Origin of the sequence: Vibrio splendidus, from assembly GCF_001557875.1 — a bacterium.
Lineage (GTDB): Bacteria > Pseudomonadota > Gammaproteobacteria > Enterobacterales > Vibrionaceae > Vibrio > Vibrio splendidus_F.
In genome coordinates this window covers 1,129,997-1,152,899 of the sequence record NZ_LNRF01000001.1, presented here as the reverse complement: position 1 = coordinate 1,152,899, position 22,903 = coordinate 1,129,997, and the positions used below count along the sequence as shown (strand labels likewise).

The following is a 22,903-nucleotide window of genomic DNA, read 5'->3' as shown; positions in this document are numbered from 1 at the left end:
ATCTTATTTCTTAGAAACTTAGCTCTTGTAAATAAGCTAGCTATTGATCTTAGGGCTTATTAAAGATGCTTCACTCGGCGTTTAACTTCTTCTTGCTTACCGAAGTTAAATGGTCGTGCATCTGGGCTACCAAGGTAACCACAAACACGGCGTGTTACCGATACTTTGGTTGAGTCATGGTTGCCACACTTAGGACACGTAAAGCCCTTACTAGTACAGTCAAACTCACCGTTGTAACCACATTCGTAACACTCATCAATCGGCGTGTTAGTGCCGTAGTAAGGAACACGTGTGTAGCTGTAATCCCATACGTTTTCTAGCGCTTCGATGTTCTTCTGCATGTTCGGGAATTCGCCGTAACAGATGAAACCGCCGCTAGAAATTTCAGGATAAGGCATCTCGAAATCGATCTTGTCGTATGGGTTCACTTTCTTCTGCACATCTAGGTGGAAGCTGTTGGTGTAGTAACCACGGTCTGTTACGCCATCAATCACACCAAACTCTTTGGTGTCGATGCTGCAGAAACGGCTACATAGGTTTTCACTTGGTGTGCCGTATAGGCTGAATGCGTAACCTGTCTCTTTCGTCCAAGATTCCACTTCACGCTTCATGTACTCCACCAGCTCAAGCGCTTTAGCACGCATTTCGCCGTCGTCGTACAAGTGAACGTCTGTGCCGTAAAGTGCCGTCATTGCTTCGTGGATACCGATGTAACCAAGAGAAACAGATGCACGACCGTTCTTGAAGATATCAGCAATAGAGTCGTCTGCTTTCAAGCGAACGCCACATGCACCTTCCATGTATAGGATTGGAGCAACACGCGCTTTCACGTTTTCTAGACGAGAAATACGAGTTTCTAGCGCACGACGAGCTAGCTTCAGTTTTTCATCAAGCAGTTCGTAGAACTTAGTCATATCTTGTTTTGCGTTAATCGCAATACGTGGCAAGTTCAGGCTCACAACACCTAAGTTGTTACGGCCTTCATGAATTAACTCACCATTTTCTTCGTAAGTATTCAAGAAGCTACGGCAGCCCATAGGCGTTTTAAATGACCCTGTCACTTCTACTACTTTGTCGTAGTTAAGAATGTCTGGGTACATACGCTTAGATGCACACTCAAGCGCTAATTGCTTGATGTCGTAGTTTGGATCTTGCTTCTGGTGGTTCAAACCATCTTTGATTGCGAACACCAGTTTAGGGAATACCGCTGTTTTGCGGTTCTTACCCAGACCTGCGATGCGGTTTTTCAAGATAGATTGCTGAATCAGTTTTGAACCCCAGCTTTCGCCTAGACCAAAACCAAACGTAACGAATGGTGTTTGACCGTTAGCCGTGTGTAGCGTGTTTACTTCGTACTCCAAAGATTGGAACGCGTCGTAACACTCTTTCTCGGTACGAGAGATAGCAAAAGCTTCTGGGCTATGAATGTCCCACTCTTTCGCTAGCGATAAGTGCTTCTCGTAGCTCGCCATCACGTAAGGTTCTAGAACCTCGTCGATACGGTTAATCGTTGTACCGCCGTAAATGTGGCTCGCCACTTGCGCGATGATCTGCGCTGTTACCGCAGTCGCTGTAGAAATCGACTTAGGCGTGTCAATTTCCGCGTTACCCATCTTGAAGCCATGCGTTAACATGCCTTTCAAGTCGATTAGCATACAGTTAAACATTGGGAAGAACGGTGCGTAGTCTAGATCGTGGTAGTGAATGTCACCGCACTCGTGAGCTTGTACGATGTCACGCGGTAAAATGTGAGTTTTTGCATAGTGTTTAGCCACGATACCCGCCAGTAAATCACGCTGAGTTGGGATAACTTTACCGTCTTTGTTGGCATTCTCATTGATCAGATCAACATTGCTTTCTTCGATCAAACCTTCGATCTCGCGAGTTAAAGCGCTTTGCTTCTCACGTGCGATGTCGCGGTCATGACGATATTCAATGTAGGCACGAGCCAGAGACTTGTATGGTCCCTGCATTAGCTCGTTCTCGACCATGGTTTGAATTTCAGAGATATGAACTTCATCGTAGTCTTCGAGCTTCAACTCAACTGCTAATGCCACATTCAGTGCATAAATAGCAATTTCCTTATCGGCTTTGTCTGATGCTGCTTCCACTGCAGCTTGGATGCGATCTCTACTGAATGGAGCTCTTGAGCCATCACGCTTGATTACGATTGATTTCACCACTTCTCCTTACTCTTGATGTATTCACAGACTTATCCACAAACACACTATATAGAGCGATTTATCGTTTAACTAACACTAGATATTGTGGCGTATTTAACGAGAACCACCAACTTTGAGTATTGATTTGGATCAATAAAACTCTCACGCTGACTAAGATCAATTCAATATTATTACGCTAGTTCTCAAGTCGAAAAGAAACAATGTAACAATAAAAAAACTGCTAAAAAGAGTTGAATTTTTGGTAAGTGTTGTAGGATAACGGCTCAACTATATTGGACGACAAAATTAGGGATATTTGGGATGAAACGACTTCAAAACTGGATAATGTTAGGCTGCTTACTCAGTAGCCAGACATTTGCTGAACCTTTGACCATATCCAGTTGGAATATCGAATGGTTATCAACCAACGAGGCTGTGAATAAGTTTTCTGCCCAACGTGATCAAACTGATTTCGACAAACTTGAAGAATACTTTCAATCCTTAGATGCGGATGTGCTCGCCTTTCAAGAAGTCGACGACGTAAATGCCATTCAACGCATCGCCGGCGATCAATACAAGATATTGATGTCTGACCGAGCATTACCAGAAAACAGTAACCATCAGTTCAAAGAAGTGAACCAATACACAGGGTTCGCGGTTCGTAAAGGAATCACACTCACCGACTACGCTGACTTCCCATTGGAATCGAGCGCTAACAGCAAGCTTAGGTTTGCCAGTTACATGATTTTAGAAACGGAAAGTAAATCGATTCACATGTTGTCAGTGCATTTAAAAGCGGGTTGCAGCGGCGCTTATAAGTCGAACCGTGATTGCTCTAGGCTCAAAGAGCAAGCACAACAACTTAATAAGTGGATACAGCAAAGAGAGCGCACAGGTCAGGATTACGCGATACTAGGCGATTTCAACCACAACCTATCCTACTCAAGAGATTGGATGTGGAAAGACTTAACTCAAGATACCGATGCTCAGTTGGCAACAAGAAAAACTCGAGCTGATTGTAAGGTACGCTCTAACCGCAATAACCATCGCACACACCAGTTTCGTTCTGTTATTGATCATATTGTAGTGAGCAAGTCCTTGGATGCCTCTCCTGCGAAGCAAAAGGTATTTGAAACGCAAGATGTGCTGGACTTCAAACTCAGCGATCATTGTCCGGTTTCTACAAAGATCAAACCGTAGATTATCGATAACAGTAGATACAAACAGAGGCTGACTGGCTTTTGAGTTAAAGCAAGTCAACCTCTCAAGTGTTCATATCAAGCCTATCTGATAAGTGATAGGCGCACTGCTAGCAGGTTTTATTCGCTCGTCCCGCCAGCCACATTCCCACCAGCATACTTAAGACGAACAGCCATACCGTTGGGTTTCCGCCACTAAGACTCGTCACAGCAGGGCCAGGACAAAAGCCTGCAAGCCCCCAACCTAAGCCAAACGCTGTTGAGCCTAGAATCAGCTTTCTGTCGACTAACGGATTATTACGGCTATCTAACGGCTCACCATTGATCGCTTTAGCGCGCTTTTTAATAACTAAGTGATAAAACGGAGCGAACACCAATAACGCCCCGCCCATCACGAATGCCAAACTGATGTCCCAATCGCCAGTAATGTCTAAAAAACCAAGTACTTTGTTCGGATCAACCATGCCTGAAATGATCATGCCAGAGCCGAAAAGAAGACCTGCGAGCAAGCCAATAATGATAGTAAATGAAGAGTTTTTCATTACGCCCCCAAACCAATCAGATTCTTAACCAACACAGTTGCCATTGCCACACCCATAAACACACAAGTCGCGACAATTGAACGTTTAGATAAACGCGCCATTCCCACAATGCCATGGCCACTCGTACAGCCATTCGCGACCTTGGTACCGAAGCCCACCAATAGTCCGGCTATAATAACCACTGCGAAGTTGATCTCTTCCAATTGTGGGAGCTGGTAACCAGTCGGAATCAACAACCAGCCGCTCACAACCATTCCGACAGCAAAAGCAAGTCGCCAATGTTTCTCGGTTTTCTCAATTCGGGTGTCCGAGCTGGATTCAGGTCCTGATTCTAAGCTTTCATTCTTTCTAGACGGCAACAAGCGGCTTACGATTCCGCTGATTCCAGCTACTCGTCCAATCCCCAACATCAAAATAATTGCCGACGCGCCTAGCAGCATGCCACCGAAAAATGCATCCCAAGGTATAAAACTAATCACTGACCTCTCCTATCCACAAACTCAAATCTAACTCACCACAAGTTAAATTAGAGTTTACTAATAAATATAAATTAGTCAATGCTAATGTAATACCATTATGTTTCGGTTAGTAAGTCAGTAATCAAGAAGCTTCCCCCATGAAAAAAGCCCCTAGGCGTTAACCTAAGGGCTTAAGATTTATTCTGTCTTTGGTAAAGAACAGCTATTTGATCTTGTTCTTCTCAGCAATCCACTGCGACATGTACTTAGTGCTTGCCATGCTGTGGTGCTTCAGCATAGAGCCAAAGAAGTTATCCAGTCGATGAGACTCAAGCTCAGACTCTAGCGCAATCAATCGCTCGATCAATTTGTCGCCCAGTTGATTCTGTTCGTAGTGCGCTTCAAGAATTGAATGACACTGACTTTGAGCCTTAAGCCACTTCTCTTCATCTTTATAAAGAGCAACAGCTTGTTCAACAAACTCGTCGATATCATCTGAAACCGCACCCGGCCATTGCAAATCCCCTTGCGGCAACATGCCTTCACTACCAATTTCGCTGGTCACGTTTGGAGTTTGAAGCTTCATTGCATCAAGCAACTTACCTTTAATGCCCGCACCAAAACGCAGTGGTGCGACACACACACGGGCCTGCTCCATCACTTCTTGAGCATCTTTCGCCCAACCTTTGATATGGAAACCGGTTTTAGGGTTGTGTAATGCGGTCGCTTTTGGCGGCGGATACGATCCATAAATATGAAGTTCAGTGTCAGGCAACTGCTTGCGAATCTTCGGCCAAATCTTTTGTAACTGAAGCACGGCATCCCAATTCGGGGCATGTCTAAAGTTACCTATCGTCATGAAATGCTGACGTTCTTGAAAGCTTTTCGTGCTTTTAGGAAGCGAATTAAGATCAACCATGAACGGCAGATGATGAAGCAATTTAGGATCGATATTGAACTCAGATTGGAGCAGTTCCATCTCGTAACTTGAGATGATCAACGAAAGATCACAGCGCAGAATCGCGGCAATTTCACGTTTAGCTAAATCACTGAATAAGTGCTCTTTCGACAGCTCTGTCTCTTTCTTAACGGCTTCGTGTCGGGCATTGCGTAGGAACTGTAAATCTTCAGTATCCAGTAGCTTAAATGCTTTCGGGCATACCTTCTCAACTCGCCAACCGAATTGCTCTTCCATCATGAAACGGTCGAACATCACGACATCAGGCTGTAGCTCTTCGATGTACTGGTCAAAGCTATCGCAATTTAACTGAATAGATTGGCTAGTGATGCCCTCTTCCGAGAGATCTATCATGTGCTCGGTTTCTTGAGCTGGTGTTGCGAATTCAACTGACCAACCTTGTCTCTTAAATAGACGTAAAAGAGACATCATGTGGCTGCCAGCCGCCGATGAATTCGGTTCTGGCCAAACGTAGCCAATTGCTAAAACTTTCTTCAAAACACTTCCTAAGAAATAACAAAAGGGACTCTACAAGTCCCTAGTCAAATATTTATTGCTGATTACAATGAGTTCTAATCACTCAGCGATCAGATTCGCTCACCTACATTGCGAGCTATCATAAGCACTTCATCAGCAGAATAGAGGTTTGAAATCGTGGTTTCGACTTCTGCACCTAACGTCGATTGATAAAGCTTTTGTGCAAAGTTGTCAGCTCTGGTGGTCACTAATACATGTTTTAGCGTCGAGCCTTGCTCTGCTAGCTTATGCTTCACTTGCGGCAGGGAGTCCAGAATCAGTTTTTTTCCCAATCCTTTCCCCTGCGCACTTGGTAACACGGCAAGTTGCTCTAGTTCTAAAACAGCTTCAGGTCTAAACCCACTCTTTTGAACCCAAATAATGTAGCCAACAACCTCACCTTCGCTTTCAACAACAAAGTTAAGAAAGCGTGGTGAAGCGCTTAAGTTACATTGTAACCAATCTCGTGAGTTTTTCTGTCGAACAAAGGCTGATTGATGAACCAAAGCCGCCCCATCGAGGTCGGCTTCTGTCATAAAACGAACTTGCGCCATGCTGCTAGTCGTTGTCAGAGTTAGGACGCGTTTTACAGTGTAAAATGGCTCTTTCTAAAAGCTCTAAAGCAGATTTATCAACTTCTGGAAGCTTAGCATCTGATTGACCTAGCGGTTCAACACGACTACCCCACTTAATGTGACCAGCCCCCCAAGTTAAACCAGCGCCAAATGCTGCAACAAGAATGTTGTCGTTAGGCTTAACGAAACCTTGCTCTAGCGATTCACACAGTGCAATTGGCACAGTAGCTGCCGATGTATTACCGTAGTTTTGGATGTTGACAAATGCTTTCTCGCGCTCAATACCCGCCATATCACACAGAGTTTGAATGATTCGGATGTTCGCTTGATGCGGAATCACAACGTCAATGTTGTCGGTTGAGATGCCAGTGCGACTCAATACAGTATGTGCTGCAGCGCCCATGCCTTTCACAGCACGCTTGAAGATCTCTTTGCCTACGAAATCAAAGTCCCAGTAACCGTTATCAGCAGCAAAGCGATCCATAGAAGTACCGAATTTTGGTACAGCTAGAATGTCACGGCCCTCTGCGTCACAACCGATTTGAGCTTCTTGTAAACCCACTTGTTCTTCAGTTCGTGATAGAACCACAGCGCCAGCGCCATCACCGAAAAGAACCGCAGTATCACGCTTGGTCCAGTCGATGAAGAATGAAAGACGTTCTGCACCCACAACGATTGCATTGCGGTAGTTGCCAGCTTGAATCAGTCGAGTCGCTGTTTCAACACCGTAGATAAAGCCAGTACACGCTGCGTTAAGGTCGAAAGCCGCTGCACTCTTAATGCCTAAGTTCTGTTGAACCTTAGATGCGGTATTTGGGATAAGAGAATCAGGGCTGCACGTTGCGATGATAACGAGGTCGATGTCTTCGGCAGTAAGGCCAGCACACGCCATTGCGTGTTGAGCGGCAACAGTTGCTAACTCAGAGGTATTTACATGACTGATACGACGGTTTTCGATACCAGTTCGTGTTCGAATCCACTCGTCAGATGTATCAATAAAAGTGCTTAAATCATCATTGGAGAGCACGGTTGGTGGCAGACACTTTCCCCAGCCAGTTATTTCGGCGTAAAATTTTGTCATCATTTACCTGTTTATTGTTTGTTTTTATTTAAGTATCGTATTCTAGTTTTAAACAGTATAAGCGCTCCGTGCGTGATTCGTAAATCGCGTTAGCCACGGAGTTACAATAAAAAGAGAAAGTTATGTCTACATTCAACACACGTTGCCCTTCTTGCGGTGGCGTAAACCGAGTTCCTTCAGAAAGAATTTCAGAAAGCCCAACTTGTGGTAAATGCAAAAACTCATTACTAGACGGCGCGCCAATCGAAGGTACATCACTGAATTTCCAGTCTATTTTGAACAGTTCACAGCCTGTGGTTGTCGATTTCTGGGCGACATGGTGTAATCCATGTGTGGGCTTTGCGCCCGTGTTTAGTGACGTTGCAAAAGAGCGTTCTGGAGATGTTCGATTCGTTAAAATTGATACTGAAGCTCAGCAGCAACTTGCAGCAATGTATCAAATCAGAAGCATTCCGACGGTGATGGTGTTTAAAGACGGTAAACGTGTCGATACGATTAACGGTGCACTGCCTAAAGGTCAATTTGATCAATGGCTTAATCAAGCTCTAACGAAGTAAGTTTGTTTCGATTCTTTCAGTAATTAACAAACAAAATAGGTTAAGGAACCTTAATGGATAAGGCTCCCTAACCTATTGTAAATCTATCTGTTATCTCTACTCTTTCCGGCTAACCAGCCATATCGCGTTCTGCGTTATCGTCTTGCTTATTCAAAGCACTCTTGTTATTCAATCCGCTTTGTTCACTCAAGCCATATTGATCTTTTATTTGATCAGCAATCTTCTCTGCAATCATAATGGTTGGTGCATTAGTGTTTGCCCCGATTAGTGTTGGCATCACCGAAGCATCAATGACTCTCAAATTATCCAATCCATAAACTTTGAGATCTTTATTCACCACAGCTAAAGAATCACTACTAGGTCCCATTTTACAAGTACCGACTGGGTGATACTGAGTGTCTGCACGATTACCAATATCTTGCTCGATAGCCTTGTCATCACTGGCGTCCACAGGGTAGAAAGCATTGCCACGGACATCATCAAACGCAGAACTTTCTAACATTTGATACTGCTTCTTCCAGCCCTTAATCATGATCTCCATATCTTCAGGATGACTGAAAAACGCAGGATCGATCTTAGGCGGATCATAGGGATCATTGCTATTCAGTGTCACGGTGCCATGGCTTTTCGGACGCAACAAAGTGACATGAGAGGTAAAGCCATGACTGGTATGGATTTTTCGGGCATGATCATCTACAACAGCAACGACAAATACAAACTCTAAATCAGGCACGGCGATATGATCATCAGAGCAAAGAAAGCCGATTCCCTCTGCAAAGTTGCTGCTCATCTTGCCACGGCGCTCTTTGTGCCATAACGGTAAGGCTTTGGTCATTTCAGAGGCCATTTGCAACGAGATACCAAAAGTTTCACGCTTTTCACTGCATTTGTATGAGTGAACTAAGTCGATATGATCTTGCAGGTTCTTGCCCACACCGGGTAATTCATGAACTTGTTCGATGCCATGCGTCTCTAGTTCAGCTTTAGCACCGACACCAGACAGTAATAGCAATTGGGGAGAACCAAACGCGCCAGCGGATAGAATCACTTCCTTGTTACATCGAATCTGATAACGTTTGCCGCTCGATCCGTATTCAACGCCAACCGCCTTCTTGTCTTCAAACAATACCTTATGGGTGGTTGCTTTGGTGACAACCGTGAGATTCGATCGTGTCAGGTTTGGGGTTAGGTAAGCCTTGGCAGCACTACACCGTTCGCCATTTAACTGTGTTACCTGCGTTGGCATTGCCCCAAACTGAGCGACACCATTAATATCCTCGTTACGCGGGACACCTATCGCCTCACAGGCTGTTAAATAGCGTTCCAACATAGGGCTTGGCGATCTAAGGTTCGCCACATTTAAAGGGCCACCTTGACCATGAAACTCATCTTGGTGTACTTCGTTGTGTTCAGCTTTCTTGAAGTAAGGCAGACATGATTCATAGTTCCAGCCAGCATTGCCTAAGCTCTCCCATGTATCGTAGTCATAACGATGTCCACGAGCGTACATCATTGCGTTAATAGAGCTAGACCCACCGAGCGTCTTACCTCTCGGCTGGTAACCTTTACGACCATTTAAACCTGGCTGTTCGACTGTCTCGAAAGCCCAGTTATTGAGCTTTGTTGGCATCATAGCGACCACGCCAACGGGTGTATGAATGAATGGGCTCGTGTCTTTACCGCCAGCTTCTAACAAGCAAACAGTCACACTAGGGTCTTCCGACAATCGAGAAGCCATCACACAACCAGCAGAGCCACCGCCAACAACAATAAAATCATAACTATCCATTTACCATCTCCGCTATTTCTAGTGGGTGTAATTCACGCTTCAAGATTTTTCCGGTTGCTGTCATGGGTAAGGCTTTACGAATGAATACCTTACGCGGATATTTGTAGTCAGCGAGTTGCTCTCGACACCATGCTATCAACATAGCACTATCACATTGTGTATGTTCGTGAAGCACCACATGCGCGTGGATCTCCTCGCCTAAATGATCATGATGCTCGCCTACCACCGCAGCCATTTCCACATCGGGATGGCACATCAATACTTCTTCAATTTCTCGTGGATAAACGTTGTACCCGCCACGAATAATCATGTCTTTAACACGGTCAACAATGAACAAATTGCCGTGCTCATCGACGCGTCCGATATCTCCCGTTAAGAACCAACCATCACGAATGGATTCAGCTGTCGCCTCTGGCCTTTGATAGTAGCCTTTCATGACACTTGGACTTTTGATACAGACTTCACCCAGTTCACCCATTGCGACAGAGTTGCCTTGTACATCAGTAATCTTTATGAGGTGGCCACATAACGGCTGACCGACACTGCCGGACAAACGATCACCATCAATATGATTAAAAGTAGCAACAGGCGCCGTTTCTGACAGTCCATATCCTTCAAGGACTGGAAGCTCAAATCGGGATTCAAATTGTCGGATAACCTCTAGCGGCATAGACGCACCACCAGAAACACCCAACCTCAAGCTATGTTTAACCTGTTCAGACCGTTTGCTTGTTTTTTCTGAAGTATCAGGAGACTCTTCACCAGCTCTTAGAAGCGCAATATACATAGTAGGAACGCCCGCAAAGACACTGACTTTATGGCTAATGATCTGCTCGATCACCAGGGACGGCTCAAAGCGAGGAATCAACACCATGGTAGAACCCGTTAACACACTTGCGTTCATCATCACTGTCTGGCCGAAACTGTGGAACAGAGGAAGTGTGGCCATTGTGGTATCGCTGTACTCTAATCTCATTAAGTACTGTGATGACATCGCATTGGTTTGCATGTTGGTGTGGGAAAGCTCAGCCCCTTTTGGCTGCCCAGTCGTACCAGAGGTATAAAGGATCACAGCAGTATCATCGCCATGACAAGCGACAGATTCAAAAGGAGTAAAAGGTTGTGCCAACCAATCAGCTATTGATTCATGCTGCTCATTACTTTCTAAAGTAGTGTCTGCGCTTGTTGGGATAGGCATCTCTACAAAGTGTTCACAGTGGTTTGCCTGCTCAAAACCTTGTAAACCATAGCGACCAATTGGAAGCTCTTCACTGCCCTCAAAGCATAAATAGGCTTTCGCGTCAGAGTCATTAAGGTGATAAGCGATCTCTCTGGCCTTAAATAGCACGTTCAAAGGCACGACTACACAGCCCGCTTTTAGAATGCCGTAATAGGCTATCGGAAAGTAAGTGACGTTCGAGCATGACAATGCAACCTTATCTCCCTTCTGCAACCCAAGCCTTTTCAGGTTAGCAGCCACGTTTCCAGAAAGTTGTTCTAACTGAGAAAAGCTAATTTCATCCGATCCCATACGCAGAGCAGCTTTAGTTGGAAAAAGCGAAGCACTACGCTCCAAATTAACAGCAAGATTGTGCATCCATGATCTCCTTATGCGGCTTAGACCTGTTAGTGGCGGTCACCGTAGACGTTCTAATCGTTGTAATAAGTGTCTTTCTTGTAATCACGAGCCTGCACACTGGTGTGTCATGTAGATAAGAGTAGTTATTGAGCAAAATATTTGAGACGCTCCAATGTGCAACCCAAGAAATTACAACATTTTGGTAACATTTCGAACAGGTTTCAAAAAGACAAAAACCGGTGAAATTCGGACAAAGCCTACGCAAGCCCAATAAAACTTTGAACAAGCTTGGGAAAGTGAGAACAAGCAACAGGCATAAATGTTAAAAGTTCGGTTAAGATATCGATATTCAACAAGAGGCAGCTTATGGAATACACCGCAGTTTACGAACCCGATATGCAAGCATTCGGCATTCTGGATCTTCAGTTGCTGCATCGTTACCTATCGCCTGCTCTCTGTATCGAAGAGTTACTCGAAGGCAGTAACATCGATGCTCTCCAACTCAACACACCTGATACACACATCACTTTGGCGCAAAAGCTTGCTGTGTTCAGTAATGCGTTAGCGAACACAGATGAAGGTGGTTTAGGGCTAAGAGTCGGCCAACAAGCACGATTTAGTGACTTTGGTGTTTTGGGTTATGCGGTATTCAGTAGCGAAACGCTGTTGGATGCTTTACTGATTGGTTTCAAGTATCTGCAACTTGCTGGCCCAGTTCTTAGAAAGACCATGTCAGTAGAAGGCAACGTTGGCTACTTTCGCGCAGAGCAACTGATCGAGCTTGATTCTTTACTGCCCTTTTGTTGTGAATACTGGTTCGCGGCGATACACAGTTTGTGCGAAGAAGTATTGCAACAACCTTTTCCTTCTCAAGTGATCCGATTCCCCTATCCAAGACCTGAATACGGGGATCTTTATACAGAAATTTTTGGTTGCCCGGTTGAATTCAATAGTGACCGTCTTGAATGGGAGTTTGATGCAACGAGCTTGTACTCGCCTCTGCCCACAGCCAATACCATCACTTTACAGATGTGCTTAAAGTCGTGTGATGACATGTTGGCAAAAGTCAGCGCACCCACCAGCCTCAAAGAGAAAGTCTCACAGATGCTGATTGAAAGGCCGGGATGTTACCCTTCGATAGAATCCATTTCTTCAGAACTGGGCATGTCTTCTCGAACACTGCGCCGTCACCTGAAAGCGGCTGATACAAGCTATCAGAAGATACTTGATCATGTTCGCTATCACCTTTCCCGGCACTACCTTTCTTCAACTCAAATGAGTATTGAAGAGATATCTGAACGAGTTGGTTTTTCTGATAGTGCTAACTTTCGACATGCCTTTCGTAAGTGGAGTGGTAACTCGCCACGCCAATACCGTAAAGAAACGGGCTAACACTTAAACTCCCATTCAATCCAAATCAGAAAACGACAATCACTTTGCGATCTTTTTCTAAATTAAACCACCAATGAACAACGGCTTAACGACTTTTTGACCGCATAAAATCTCGCCAAATTGCTAGGGCGTGTTGACCTTTCGTGGTGAAATTTTGTTCGAAGTAAAAGCGTTTTAATCGCGGCGAGGGAGAAGTAGCCTAGTCATTCTAAGCAAATCTCCCTCAACAAAGAGTAAAGCGCTTTTAGTCGAACCCTTCGGGCAGCGTTTGCTGGTCATTTCTACTGCGTTATCGGCTTCTCATGTAGACTAGCTACACATCAAAGCCTCTGCCTTGTATAAATCCCCAGCAATTCGCTGCAAAAATCAGCTCAAAAGATCAACACGCCCTAAATATCGCAATGGTATTTTAGTTTAGATTGGTGATAAATTTCTTTTATCTTAACGACCATTTTTATTCGTTTTACCCAATTCAGTTTCTCCCCCATAGTCGCGGAAAATTCATCGTTTCTTTTACTATCAGAGGCTCCTGCATTGGACAACATCCAACCAACAACTCGCATAACTGTTCCTGTTATTGCATTGTCTTTTTACGCGATCGCTTCAGGCTACTTAATGAGTTCATTACCATTAATGCTGTCTGAGTATGGCTTAGACAAAGATCTATCGAGTTGGTTGGCGAGTGCATTCTATGCAGGTCTACTGGCTGGTACATTATTGATTGAACGTGCCATTGCGCGTGTTGGTCACAAAGACGCTTTCGTCATCGCATTGAGTGTGTTCATCGCAACGATCCTTGTATTGCCATTGATCCCACACCAAGCGGTATGGCTATTAGCTCGCTTTGTGGCTGGTGTAGCGGTTGCAGGTATCTTTGTGATTGTAGAGTCTTGGCTAATGAGCGGTGACGAATCACAACGCGCAAAACGTCTCGCTATCTACATGTGCTCACTGTACGGTGGTTCTGCAGTTGGTCAGCTTGGTATCGGTTACCTAGGTATTACTGGTGGTGTGCCTTTCATCGCAATGTTCACCCTTCTGTTTGGTGCGATCATTGTTCTGATGTACGGACAAGCAACACCACCACAGATCCACGATGCGCAATCTTTGTCTTTAAAGCAGATCAGCAAATTAAGCCACAGCGCTCTAATTGGCTGCATTGTGTCTGGATTAACGCTAGGTGCGATTTACGGCTTGATGCCAGTTGAACTTGCTCAACGTAACATTGCGCACGAAGACATTGGCGGTTTGATGGCTTTGGTTATCATGGGTGGCATGGCTGTTCAGCCGATGGTGACTTGGTTATCTCACCACGTAGGACAAGTGTTATTGATGGCTCTGTTCTGCCTGCTAGGCGTTGCAAGCATTGGTGTGCTGACTATCAATCACGATTTCTACGTACTAGGCATAAGCTTGTTCGTATTAGGCATGGCGACATTTGCGCTATACCCAATCGCAATTAACTTGGGTTGCCGAAACCTTGACCCAAGCTACTTGGTGTCAGTGACTCAGATCATGCTACTTTGCTACAGCATCGGTTCTGTTGCCGGACCAATCGTTGCAGACAGCTTTATGGATTCACAAGCAGGATTATTCACTTACCTGTTCGCGTCTCTACTTGCTACAACGATCTACATGTTGATTGCTAGTCTAAAGCGCTCACACCTACAGATTGCAGGCGAGTAAGCTCGAATAGACAGACACAAGAGACGTGTCATCAGGGCTCTGAGTTAAGACTTCATGTCTAAGCGAAGGGCCCTTTTTGTTTTATGCCAACGGTAAGAAAGATCGATAACAAATAACAATAACGTCTATTATTTTAGAAAGTTAAGGTTGAAATACGTAACCTTCACCAGTGATGGTAATGATTAATCCATCTCCGAATAACGATCTTATTTCAGATATCGCAACAATCACAGATGAGTTGGTCACTTTCTCACTTTCCCAGCCAATCTTCTTTAATTGACTAACACTGAACAATTCACCTCGATGTCGATTCATAAATAGAATGATCTTTCGATACGCTAAAGGCATGGTAGCCAGTACATAGCCGTTTTCAACATTACGAATAAGTTTAGTGTTGAGTTCAACAATTTTACCGTTTAATTCAAGTACTACGTTATTTTCAGAATGGTTCGTTTCTATTACAGGATAAGAGTCCATTTTTATATCATTCCCTTACTATATAGCCAGCGACAATGTCAGATTTGTTCGTATTTATATAACGTCGCTTATAAGTGGACGTTTTAGATTTGACGATAATCAATGGAATTCGTACGGTAAAGAGATTAAATTTTTATTATTAACATATTAACAGGATATAAATAGAGGATTATTTATTGCTCCATAACATACCCTTCGTTGGAAACTGTTTGAATACAACGACAGTCAAGAACTCTTCTGATCTCGTAAATAGCAACCAATACAGAAGCACATGTCACCGCTTTACCGGCCCAACCTACACGCTTCAAAATTTGCTTACTCACCACTTGGCCTTTGTTCTGGTAAAGATAAAAAAGTACTTTACGGTGAGGCTCTGAAAGCGTTCCTATAATCGAACCACAGCCCTGTTTGCGTACGATTTTAGTGCCTGATTGAAACTCTTTGTTGTTTAAAATGAGCTTTGACGGGAGATCTAAATCATTTGTCTCGCTGATAATTTGTTGCATTAATTCCTCATGTTGCATAAGCAGTCGTCTTCTGAGATATTTCCAATACTATCGAATAGACCAAAAATACTAAATTGATAGATAGCTCAATACGGTAATATTACTGCAAAGTTTGATCTTGCGTAATTGATCGAGGAAATAAACAAGGCTAACCGGAAAGCCGATGACTCTTTCGATATTGACTTGGTGACAAGCCGAAATGCTTTTTGAAACGATGCGAAAAGTTATAAGGATCTTTGTAGCCCAAGCGATTAGCAATCATAGAAACTGACCAATCTTGATATTTCAGCAGACTCGTGGCTTTATCCATGCGTAATTGAATCAATTTGCTGCGTGGTGACAGGCTAAATAGCGTCTTGGTGACTCGATTCAGTTGCTCTTCACTGATGAACACTCTTTCAGCCATCCCTGCAACTGTCCATGGCTGGTGAAGACTGCTTTCAATCTCGTTATAGAGCGCTTGAACACGTGCGGTGGTACTGGTCGACTTAGGCTCAAACCCCGTCAATGTTCGGATGATTTCACTCAAGAGTAACTTACGGTAGCTGGCTCTACCGCCTATCTCAAAGTAAACCAAGTTCATTAATGACCAGATCTGCTCACACTCTCCAAAAGGCACAATCCCCTGACCTAAGCTTGCTATGTGCTGCCACTGCTTAGTGTCAGGCGTTAGCATCCACGCCATTTTCCAATAATTATATTGAGGATCGAGTTCAAAACGAAATGGGGTTTCAGCAGGAAGAACCACGAGCGTATAAGGCGTAATCGCTTGGACCGATGTTTCGGTTGTTAGGATACCGCCACCTTCCATAGTGAAAATCAACGTATGAACATTAACGGATTCGCGCTCAACCCAGTAGCCATCATATAGCTTCGCCATGCCGCCCATATAGACACCAAAGCTTTTCATCTCTGGAATATCTTCAACGGTCAAAAAACGTTCTTTGCACTGTTCAGCGAGAAAAACATCATCATGCCAAGTTGATTTTGGTCTCATTGAATCAATGACAGATTCGCACAGGTTTTGTTGTTTTTTAAACATGTTGTTACTTCGCTCAAATCACTATAGTTCTGCCATAAATCGGAGAGCTTATGACAACTAACATCAACCCTAACTCATCTATGAATAACAAGCCAGAGAGCATCTTACCTCGTATCGTTAAACTTGGTTTGCCTGTTGCTTTGCAAAGTGCGCTCGTCGCTATTCTTGCCCTTGCTGACGTATTAATGGTCAGTGACTATGGTATGGAAGCAGCTGCGGCTGTGGGAATTGCATCAAAATGGCACTTCGTTGCTATTATGATTATGGCAGGGTTGGCCTCAGCAAACGGAACATTAGTCGCTCAATACTGGGGAAAGAATGACCGAAAAAGCGCGCGAACGGTATCATCTATCGCGATGGTGTTTGGCTTAAAAGTTCTGCTACCTGTTACTGCAATCATCACTCTTGGTTCTCAGTTTTTAATGATGTTGCAAACCAACGATCAAACCGTGATTGAACTTGGCGCGACTTACCTATGGTATGGCTTCCCTGTTCTACTTCTGACTCACATTGTCGTAGTGGTAGAAGCAAGCATGCGCTCATCAGGTGACACCGTAACACCGCTACTATTAGGCGCGGTGACCATTGCACTCAACATTGCACTTAACTTCGTTCTAATCAAAGGTGCTTTTGGTATTCCTGCTATGGGCGTAGCAGGTGCAGCATTGGCGACGACACTCGCTCGCGCAATTCAAGTTGGCTTGATGTATGGCTACATGCGCACGCGTAAACACTGGTTGTTAACTACGCCTAGCTCACCACATCGTCCGTCATTATGGTTGTCTTACCGCCGTATTGCTTTGCCACTAACGATGAACGCGGTGTTATGGGCAATGGGCACTATGGCGTACCAAATGATCTTCGGTCACATGGGCACAACGGAACTTGCCGTGTTCTCTATGCTCGCGCCGTTTGAATCACTGTGTTACTCGATTTTCTTTGGTATTTCGGTAGCGTGTTCAGTGTTGCTTGGTCATTCATTAGGCCGTGATGAGTTTGATGACGCAATGAGTATGGGGCTGACATTCATTAAAGCCGTTGTTGGCTTTGGCGCGGTTGTCGGATTGCTACTATTTATGGGCAAAGAACATGTTCTAACATGGCTGAACCTTTCTACAGATGCGCTCTACCCGCTCGCTTCACCTGCAATGACCATAATGTGTTTTGCTGTGGTGATTCGTATGCTGAACATGGTGATCATCAACGGTATTATTCGCGCTGGTGGCGATAATGCATTCTGTCTGCGTATGGACTTCATCGCGATGTGGATGGTCGGTATTCCAGTATGTGTTTACGGCGCGTTTGTCGCTGGATGGGATTTCAAATACATCTATGGTTTGATGTTGGTGGAAGAAGTGGTGAAACTGGCAATTTGTTCTCATCGTTACCTAAGCCGACGCTGGATCAACAACCTCACAGTGACCTACGACGAGCCTCAAGCGGCATAGGCTACTTGGCTAGATTCAAGCTGAGATAGCAGCGTATCTACATCAAAAAGGTCTGAGAAATCAGACCTTTTTCGTTTCTTCAGCAACCACTTTAAAACGCCACTTACTTCTTATTCATTCGGATATGACGGTTCGACACATTCGGCAGTGGCTTTTCGGGTACTTTCCGTTTCTCATGAATCAGATGCCTGATCGCTAAAATCGGATGCTTGAGTAACATTCTTGGCCCAGCATAGCGCATCACTAAACGCATCTGCTCTTTAGGATCGGGCTTATAGCAATGAATCGGACACTTATTGCAGGTCGGTTTGGCTTCACCATAAGGGCAACGGTCAAGTCTCGTTTCGGCATAGCGTAACAGTTGCTCACACTCTTCACATAACGCGCCATTCTGACGCACTGCACCGTGGTGATCTTTACAGTAGATGTGCACCATCGCAATAACGGTTTTGTACTCCGTTGCGAGCTCGCCTTGTAGAATATTGTTATGTTGAAACATGATTAATTGCCTAATGAGAAACCGTACAGGTTGAGATTAACGCTTTCGCTTATCACATCTTCAACTCGCTCGAACACAAAGCCTAACTTAGTCAGTAGTGTGATACTTCGAATGTTATCAGAGGTAGTGATGGCAACTAAATGATCGATATCAGCATTCTGCTTAGCTTGTTCAATTATCGCCTCCGCGGCTTCTTGGGCAAAGCATTGACCATAAAACTCAGGAGCAAACCCGTAGCCAATATCATGCGACTCTAAGGTGTCTCTTTTTATTAGTCCGCAGATACCAATTGGTGTTGAAGAATCCTTGATTTCAACCATCAACAAGCAGACACCCTTCTCTTCGTGCATCTTAAGAATGTTGTTTTCGATGTATTCGACAGCCTTTTCAGTGTCGCTGATTTCCTTATCACCAATGTAACGCAGGAAATCTTCTGAGCTGTATAATCGTTGAATAAACACCGCATCTTGAGGCGTGATCATTCTTAATCGTAAACGTTCGGTCTCGACTGCCTGCATAGTGATATTTTCCTTGCTGAATACCATGTAAATATTGAGTTCTAGAGCTAAAATGATTATCCTCCACCGCCTAAACTAAATACAAGGCTATGCAGCAATGAACCGTAAGAAAAAAATTAATCAAATTCTAAAAAAGAAGCAGAAACAGGCGAATTCTAAACTGCATAGTAGCAACAAGCCTCGCTACATTTCTAAAGCTGACCGTGCAAAAATGGAAGCTGAAGAACAAGCTAAAGCGGCTCAAGAGCAAGCAGAAGGTGCAGTAGAAGCAACTGTTGAAGCTGAAGAGACAAAAACTGCAGAGTAAGTTAAAACTCGCAGTCCTCTGTCTAACACTCTTTTCAGAGCCAACAGACAAGAACAAAAAAAGCAGCCTCTAATTGGGCTGCTTTTTTGATCGTATTTTTAAGCGAACTGGTTGTTAGCTCACTTATCTTAGCCATCTAACCTTTGAAAGGTTGCACTTCCCAACGGGCAAACGGTGCTTTTCCATTAATCCCAGCTCTACCCCAACGATCAACAGAATCCACCACTAAGATACGCTCATTCGGTACCAATGATTTAATCAAGTTGCTTGGCTTTTTCGCTGTAACTAACCATAGAGCATCATCTTCCGAAAACATCTCTTTAAGCTTGGATTTGTCTTCGTCTGTCCATTCCAGTTCAGCTTTGAACATACGATCTTCAACAAACAGTTGGCTGCCAGAGGCGAAATCTTCCAAGCTTTCTGAAAGTAGCAATACTGAATCTACGTCATTATCTAGCAATACTGCTTGCTGCTTGTTGATCAGTTCACGAACATCCAACATCACACGTTGTAAGTTGCTATCAATCGTTTCAGCTTGTGTCGGCCACAATAACTTAAAGTCGTCAGCCACAATCGCCGCCATACGAGTCAAGTTGGTTGGATTTAACCATGCGTATTTAGACACATCACCATTGGATAACGTCAGCGCTGCAACACCTTGTGCTCGCGGTGTAATGGCTTGAGCGGCATCCACCTCAACCAAACGGACATTCCCCTGTCTTGCGTAAACAAATGTAGGATCAGCTTGCCAGATGGATGACAACGTGACTGCTACCGTCGCCTTTTGCCCGGATTGAAACACTTTACTTGCGCCCTTGGTATCAAACCAATTCGGCAGACGGTCAATGCCGTAGCGTTTTGGTGGCAGATATTCGGTGGTAATGTCTGTGCCTTTGGTTAGCTCTGTCGCCAAGGCATAAGTCACAGGTGTACTGGTTAGGATGTCTTCTGCATTCACGTTCAGTGACATCACAGAACCAGCCATTAACACACTACCAAGCACACCTACTTGAGCCGCTGTTTTTACTGAACTAGCGATACGATTCATTAAACAAGTCATGATTACGCCTTTCTTACAATTCGGTATAGTGTTGCTGCAAGGAAAAACGTCGCAGAAACAATGATGATTGAAGCACCCGACGGTACTGGCAGTTTAAGTTCCATTGGTAATACCGTGCCAACCAAACAAGCAGTGGTTGCCAGCAACGCAGAAAGCAAAACAAAGCTGCCCATGCGTTTAGTCAGCAATCGAGCCGTAGCACCCGGAATCAACAATAACGCGCCGACTAAAACAGCACCCACGATCTTTACGGCTGCAATCGTGACTAATGTGATCATCATGACAAACAAGTAGTCGTAGAAACTGGTGTTGTAACCACGTACCTTGGCAATGTCTGGGCTAATACAGGTAAGTAGGATACGGTTGAATGTCGGTATCAATAGCAAAATGATGATTGCACAGCTGCCTGCGAGAATCGCTAAGTCTTGATCTGTTACCGTAAGGATCGAACCAAACAATACGTTCTCAAGCATGTGAATATTGATCTTACGAGCCACGTACATCAGCAACGCCGCACCCACTGCCAATGCCAGCGCTAGGAACACACCAACCAAGGTATCGTATGGCACGTTGGTTCTGTTTCTTACAAAGTGCAGAAGCAAAGCGAAGATCATACAAAAGCTAAACAGCCCAATGATCGGATTTTCTGGTGGCTCGCCAAGCAACACACCAATAGCGATACCGGTTAATGCCGCGTGACCTACCGCTTCAGAGAAGAAAGCCAGACGCTTTGCAATCACCAAAGTACCAAGTCCACCTAGCAACGGACCAAGTAATAATGCTGCAACCAATCCATTGACCATGAAGGCATACATGAAGCTGTCTGATAACCAGCCCGCTTCCACGCCACTTATGGCAAGTTGTCGTAACCAATCCATTACGCAACCTCCTTCGGTTTGTTCATCGCTGCGCCACTACTGTAATGCTGGAACAGGCTCTCGATTTTAGTTGGATGCAGTACCTTTTCGTGTGGACCACTATCCACCAAGAATCGGTTCACGACATGTACGTTAGCTTCAAGACGACGCACCGCGGTTACATCGTGATGAACCGCTAGAATAGTTCGACCTTCATCAACGCATTCACGAATCAGCGATTCCAGATAGCGAACGCCCTGCTCATCCATACCGGTCGTCGGTTCATCCAACACCAATAGACTTGGGTTATCCAACAGCGCTTGGGCAAACAACACACGTTGCTGTTCACCTCCGGACAACTGTCCCATACGGCGGTCGCTGCGTGTCGCCATACCAACGCGATCTAATTGTGCGAGTGCAAAATCCAATTGCTTAGATTTACGACGCCAAAACAGAGGAATTCTCGTCTGGTTAAGCAATACGAAATCCATGACAGTCAAAGGCAAGCTCGATTCGAAGGTCGCTTTTTGAGGTACGTAACCAATACTCTGCTTTTCTGGCCAGTGGATATTAATTTGGCCAGAGAAAGGCGTAAGGCCAAGCACAGAGCGCAGCAAAGAAGTTTTACCACCTCCGTTTGGCCCCATGATCACATGACATTCGCCCTCTTTAAGTTCTAGCGAGATATCATCAAGAATCACGTTGTTATCGTACTGTAGACCCAGTTTGTTAATTGAGATTGATGGACCTAGCATTATGCGTGCCCGTTTTTAGCTTGGTTCGCCGCCGCAAATTTCATTGCTTCGATTAACGTCTCTAGGTTCTTCTTCATTTCAGCTTCTACTTTATCGTCTTCATATTCGCCGTGCGTCATGTGAGAGAAACGGTAAAGCTGGACGCCTGTTTCCGCTTCAATCGTGTCAACAAAACGGTTTGGCATGTTTAACTCGTAGAACAGAACATCGATGCCCGATGCACGGATCTTCTCGATCGTCTCTTGAAGTTGGCTAGCACTTGGCTCAACACCATGTGCTGGCTCAATTACCGCCGCCACATCAACACCAAACTCTTGAAGAATGTAACCATAAGCGTTGTGTGTAGTCGCAACCTTCATGCCTGATGTATCTAACTCACCCAGTGACAACATCGCCTCACGTTTCATGAAACGAAATTGTTTTGCGTACTTGCGCGCATTCTTGCGATAAAACGCAGCGTTGTCTGGGTCGAGCTTAGAAACTTCACTGGCAATGGTGTAAACCTTTTGAATAGTTGTCGAAAGCCCAACAAAGGTATGCGGGTTAACAGCGCCCTGACCAACAGACTGACCAAGAGCCGGAAGTAAAGGCACTTCTTTGTTTGCTTCGATCACAACCAAATCATCACGTTGCGCTGCTGCAATTACTTTAAGCGCAAAGTCGTCGTGTCCAATTCCGTTTACTACGATTGCATCCATCTGGCTCAATCGCTTCAGGTCGTTAGGTTGTGGTAGGTAGTTATGTGGGTTAAAACCCGCGTCAACCAAAGGAAGAATGTTCACTTTGTCGCCGACTACGGCTTTCACATAGCTGTAGTAAGGTTGAAGTGTGATACCAATCGTCAGTTTGTTACTGTCAACCGTGTATTCTTTTGCTAATGCACTCGGTGCCATGAACACCGCTAATAACGACATGAACAGAGTCATAATTCGCATAGTAA

Annotated in this window: 22 protein-coding genes and 1 pseudogene; 6 read left to right on the top strand and 17 right to left on the bottom strand. The window is 44.6% G+C overall.

Going from position 1 to position 22,903, the window contains the following annotated elements:
* Positions 1–59 precede the first annotated feature (59 nt).
* Positions 60–2,180, bottom strand: coding sequence for an anaerobic ribonucleoside-triphosphate reductase (nrdD, locus tag ATB74_RS04965; protein WP_048613547.1), 2,121 nt, complete (start codon positions 2,178–2,180; stop codon positions 60–62).
* 303 nt (positions 2,181–2,483) lie between these two features.
* Between nrdD and ATB74_RS04960 the strand changes: the two genes are divergently transcribed.
* The gene (locus tag ATB74_RS04960) at positions 2,484–3,362 is read left to right on the top strand and encodes an endonuclease/exonuclease/phosphatase family protein (RefSeq protein ID WP_061016933.1); all 879 of its coding nucleotides are present in this window, start codon (positions 2,484–2,486) and stop codon (positions 3,360–3,362) included.
* Between the two features lie 109 nt (positions 3,363–3,471).
* Here ATB74_RS04960 and ATB74_RS04955 read toward each other — a convergent pair whose 3' ends face one another.
* The 5 genes from ATB74_RS04955 to ATB74_RS04935 form a co-directional block, all read right to left on the bottom strand.
* On the bottom strand, positions 3,472–3,903 hold the full coding sequence (locus tag ATB74_RS04955) for a YeeE/YedE family protein (RefSeq protein WP_061016932.1): 432 nt from the start codon (positions 3,901–3,903) through the stop codon (positions 3,472–3,474).
* Positions 3,903–4,379 (bottom strand): YeeE/YedE family protein, encoded by a 477-nt coding sequence (locus tag ATB74_RS04950; RefSeq protein WP_081090085.1) that lies wholly within the window; start codon positions 4,377–4,379, stop codon positions 3,903–3,905. Before ATB74_RS04950 ends, ATB74_RS04955 begins: the two co-directional genes overlap by 1 nt.
* A gap of 205 nt (positions 4,380–4,584) precedes the next feature.
* On the bottom strand, positions 4,585–5,817 hold the full coding sequence (locus tag ATB74_RS04945) for a glycosyltransferase (protein ID WP_061016930.1): 1,233 nt from the start codon (positions 5,815–5,817) through the stop codon (positions 4,585–4,587).
* A gap of 89 nt (positions 5,818–5,906) precedes the next feature.
* Positions 5,907–6,371, bottom strand: coding sequence for a GNAT family N-acetyltransferase (locus ATB74_RS04940; protein WP_060981727.1), 465 nt, complete (start codon positions 6,369–6,371; stop codon positions 5,907–5,909).
* Positions 6,372–6,393: 22 nt separating this feature from the next.
* Complete coding sequence (locus ATB74_RS04935; RefSeq protein ID WP_060981290.1) at positions 6,394–7,491, bottom strand: ketoacyl-ACP synthase III; 1,098 nt, start codon at positions 7,489–7,491, stop codon at positions 6,394–6,396.
* 122 nt (positions 7,492–7,613) lie between these two features.
* Here ATB74_RS04935 and trxC point away from each other — a divergent pair, with 122 nt between their 5' ends.
* Positions 7,614–8,048 (top strand): thioredoxin TrxC, encoded by a 435-nt coding sequence (trxC, locus tag ATB74_RS04930; RefSeq protein WP_060981289.1) that lies wholly within the window; start codon positions 7,614–7,616, stop codon positions 8,046–8,048.
* 109 nt (positions 8,049–8,157) lie between these two features.
* Here trxC and ATB74_RS04925 read toward each other — a convergent pair whose 3' ends face one another.
* Positions 8,158–9,837, bottom strand: a complete 1,680-nt coding sequence (locus ATB74_RS04925; protein ID WP_061016927.1) for a GMC family oxidoreductase — start codon at positions 9,835–9,837, stop codon at positions 8,158–8,160.
* Positions 9,830–11,434: a long-chain-fatty-acid--CoA ligase gene (locus ATB74_RS04920; protein ID WP_060981287.1), complete on the bottom strand. Its 1,605-nt coding sequence runs from the start codon at positions 11,432–11,434 to the stop codon at positions 9,830–9,832. The genes ATB74_RS04925 and ATB74_RS04920 overlap by 8 nt, the downstream gene beginning before the upstream one ends.
* A gap of 348 nt (positions 11,435–11,782) precedes the next feature.
* On the opposite strand from ATB74_RS04920, the gene ATB74_RS04915 reads away from it, so the two are divergent.
* Both ATB74_RS04915 and ATB74_RS04910 read left to right on the top strand, forming a co-directional pair.
* The gene (locus ATB74_RS04915; protein ID WP_061016925.1) at positions 11,783–12,808 is read left to right on the top strand and encodes an AraC family transcriptional regulator; all 1,026 of its coding nucleotides are present in this window, start codon (positions 11,783–11,785) and stop codon (positions 12,806–12,808) included.
* A 534-nt stretch (positions 12,809–13,342) separates the two neighbouring features.
* Positions 13,343–14,494, top strand: coding sequence for an MFS transporter (locus tag ATB74_RS04910; protein ID WP_061016924.1), 1,152 nt, complete (start codon positions 13,343–13,345; stop codon positions 14,492–14,494).
* A 141-nt stretch (positions 14,495–14,635) separates the two neighbouring features.
* Here ATB74_RS04910 and ATB74_RS04905 read toward each other — a convergent pair whose 3' ends face one another.
* The 3 genes and pseudogenes from ATB74_RS04905 to ATB74_RS04895 all read right to left on the bottom strand — a co-directional run bounded on the left by ATB74_RS04905 (position 14,636) and on the right by ATB74_RS04895 (position 16,519).
* Complete coding sequence (locus ATB74_RS04905) at positions 14,636–14,971, bottom strand: helix-turn-helix domain-containing protein (RefSeq protein WP_060981284.1); 336 nt, start codon at positions 14,969–14,971, stop codon at positions 14,636–14,638.
* A 147-nt stretch (positions 14,972–15,118) separates the two neighbouring features.
* A pseudogene (locus ATB74_RS04900) lies at positions 15,119–15,495 on the bottom strand (winged helix-turn-helix domain-containing protein).
* 130 nt (positions 15,496–15,625) lie between these two features.
* Positions 15,626–16,519: a helix-turn-helix domain-containing protein gene (locus tag ATB74_RS04895; RefSeq protein ID WP_061016921.1), complete on the bottom strand. Its 894-nt coding sequence runs from the start codon at positions 16,517–16,519 to the stop codon at positions 15,626–15,628.
* 50 nt (positions 16,520–16,569) lie between these two features.
* Between ATB74_RS04895 and ATB74_RS04890 the strand changes: the two genes are divergently transcribed.
* Positions 16,570–17,967, top strand: a complete 1,398-nt coding sequence (locus tag ATB74_RS04890) for an MATE family efflux transporter (RefSeq protein WP_061016919.1) — start codon at positions 16,570–16,572, stop codon at positions 17,965–17,967.
* A 103-nt stretch (positions 17,968–18,070) separates the two neighbouring features.
* Here the strand turns inward: ATB74_RS04890 and ATB74_RS04885 are convergent, their stop codons facing one another.
* Positions 18,071–18,466 carry a nitrous oxide-stimulated promoter family protein gene (locus ATB74_RS04885; protein WP_050622357.1) on the bottom strand — a complete coding sequence of 132 codons (396 nt, stop codon included), beginning with the start codon at positions 18,464–18,466 and terminating at the stop codon, positions 18,071–18,073.
* Positions 18,467–18,468: 2 nt separating this feature from the next.
* A complete protein-coding gene (locus ATB74_RS04880) occupies positions 18,469–18,984 on the bottom strand; it encodes a GNAT family N-acetyltransferase (protein WP_061016917.1) in 516 nt (171 codons plus the stop codon).
* A 97-nt stretch (positions 18,985–19,081) separates the two neighbouring features.
* On the opposite strand from ATB74_RS04880, the gene ATB74_RS04875 reads away from it, so the two are divergent.
* Positions 19,082–19,291: a DUF2986 domain-containing protein gene (locus ATB74_RS04875; protein WP_061016915.1), complete on the top strand. Its 210-nt coding sequence runs from the start codon at positions 19,082–19,084 to the stop codon at positions 19,289–19,291.
* 136 nt (positions 19,292–19,427) lie between these two features.
* On the opposite strand, the gene ATB74_RS04870 is transcribed toward ATB74_RS04875, so the two are convergent.
* From ATB74_RS04870 to ATB74_RS04855, 4 genes are read right to left on the bottom strand one after another with little or no spacing between them, the layout of a single operon-like run.
* A complete protein-coding gene (locus tag ATB74_RS04870; protein ID WP_061016913.1) occupies positions 19,428–20,351 on the bottom strand; it encodes an ABC transporter substrate-binding protein in 924 nt (307 codons plus the stop codon).
* Between the two features lie 2 nt (positions 20,352–20,353).
* The gene (locus tag ATB74_RS04865; protein WP_061016910.1) at positions 20,354–21,229 is read right to left on the bottom strand and encodes a metal ABC transporter permease; all 876 of its coding nucleotides are present in this window, start codon (positions 21,227–21,229) and stop codon (positions 20,354–20,356) included.
* A complete protein-coding gene (locus tag ATB74_RS04860) occupies positions 21,229–21,963 on the bottom strand; it encodes a metal ABC transporter ATP-binding protein (RefSeq protein WP_061016908.1) in 735 nt (244 codons plus the stop codon). The genes ATB74_RS04865 and ATB74_RS04860 overlap by 1 nt, the downstream gene beginning before the upstream one ends.
* Positions 21,963–22,898, bottom strand: a complete 936-nt coding sequence (locus tag ATB74_RS04855) for a metal ABC transporter solute-binding protein, Zn/Mn family (protein ID WP_061016906.1) — start codon at positions 22,896–22,898, stop codon at positions 21,963–21,965. Before ATB74_RS04855 ends, ATB74_RS04860 begins: the two co-directional genes overlap by 1 nt.
* Positions 22,899–22,903 lie beyond the last annotated feature (5 nt).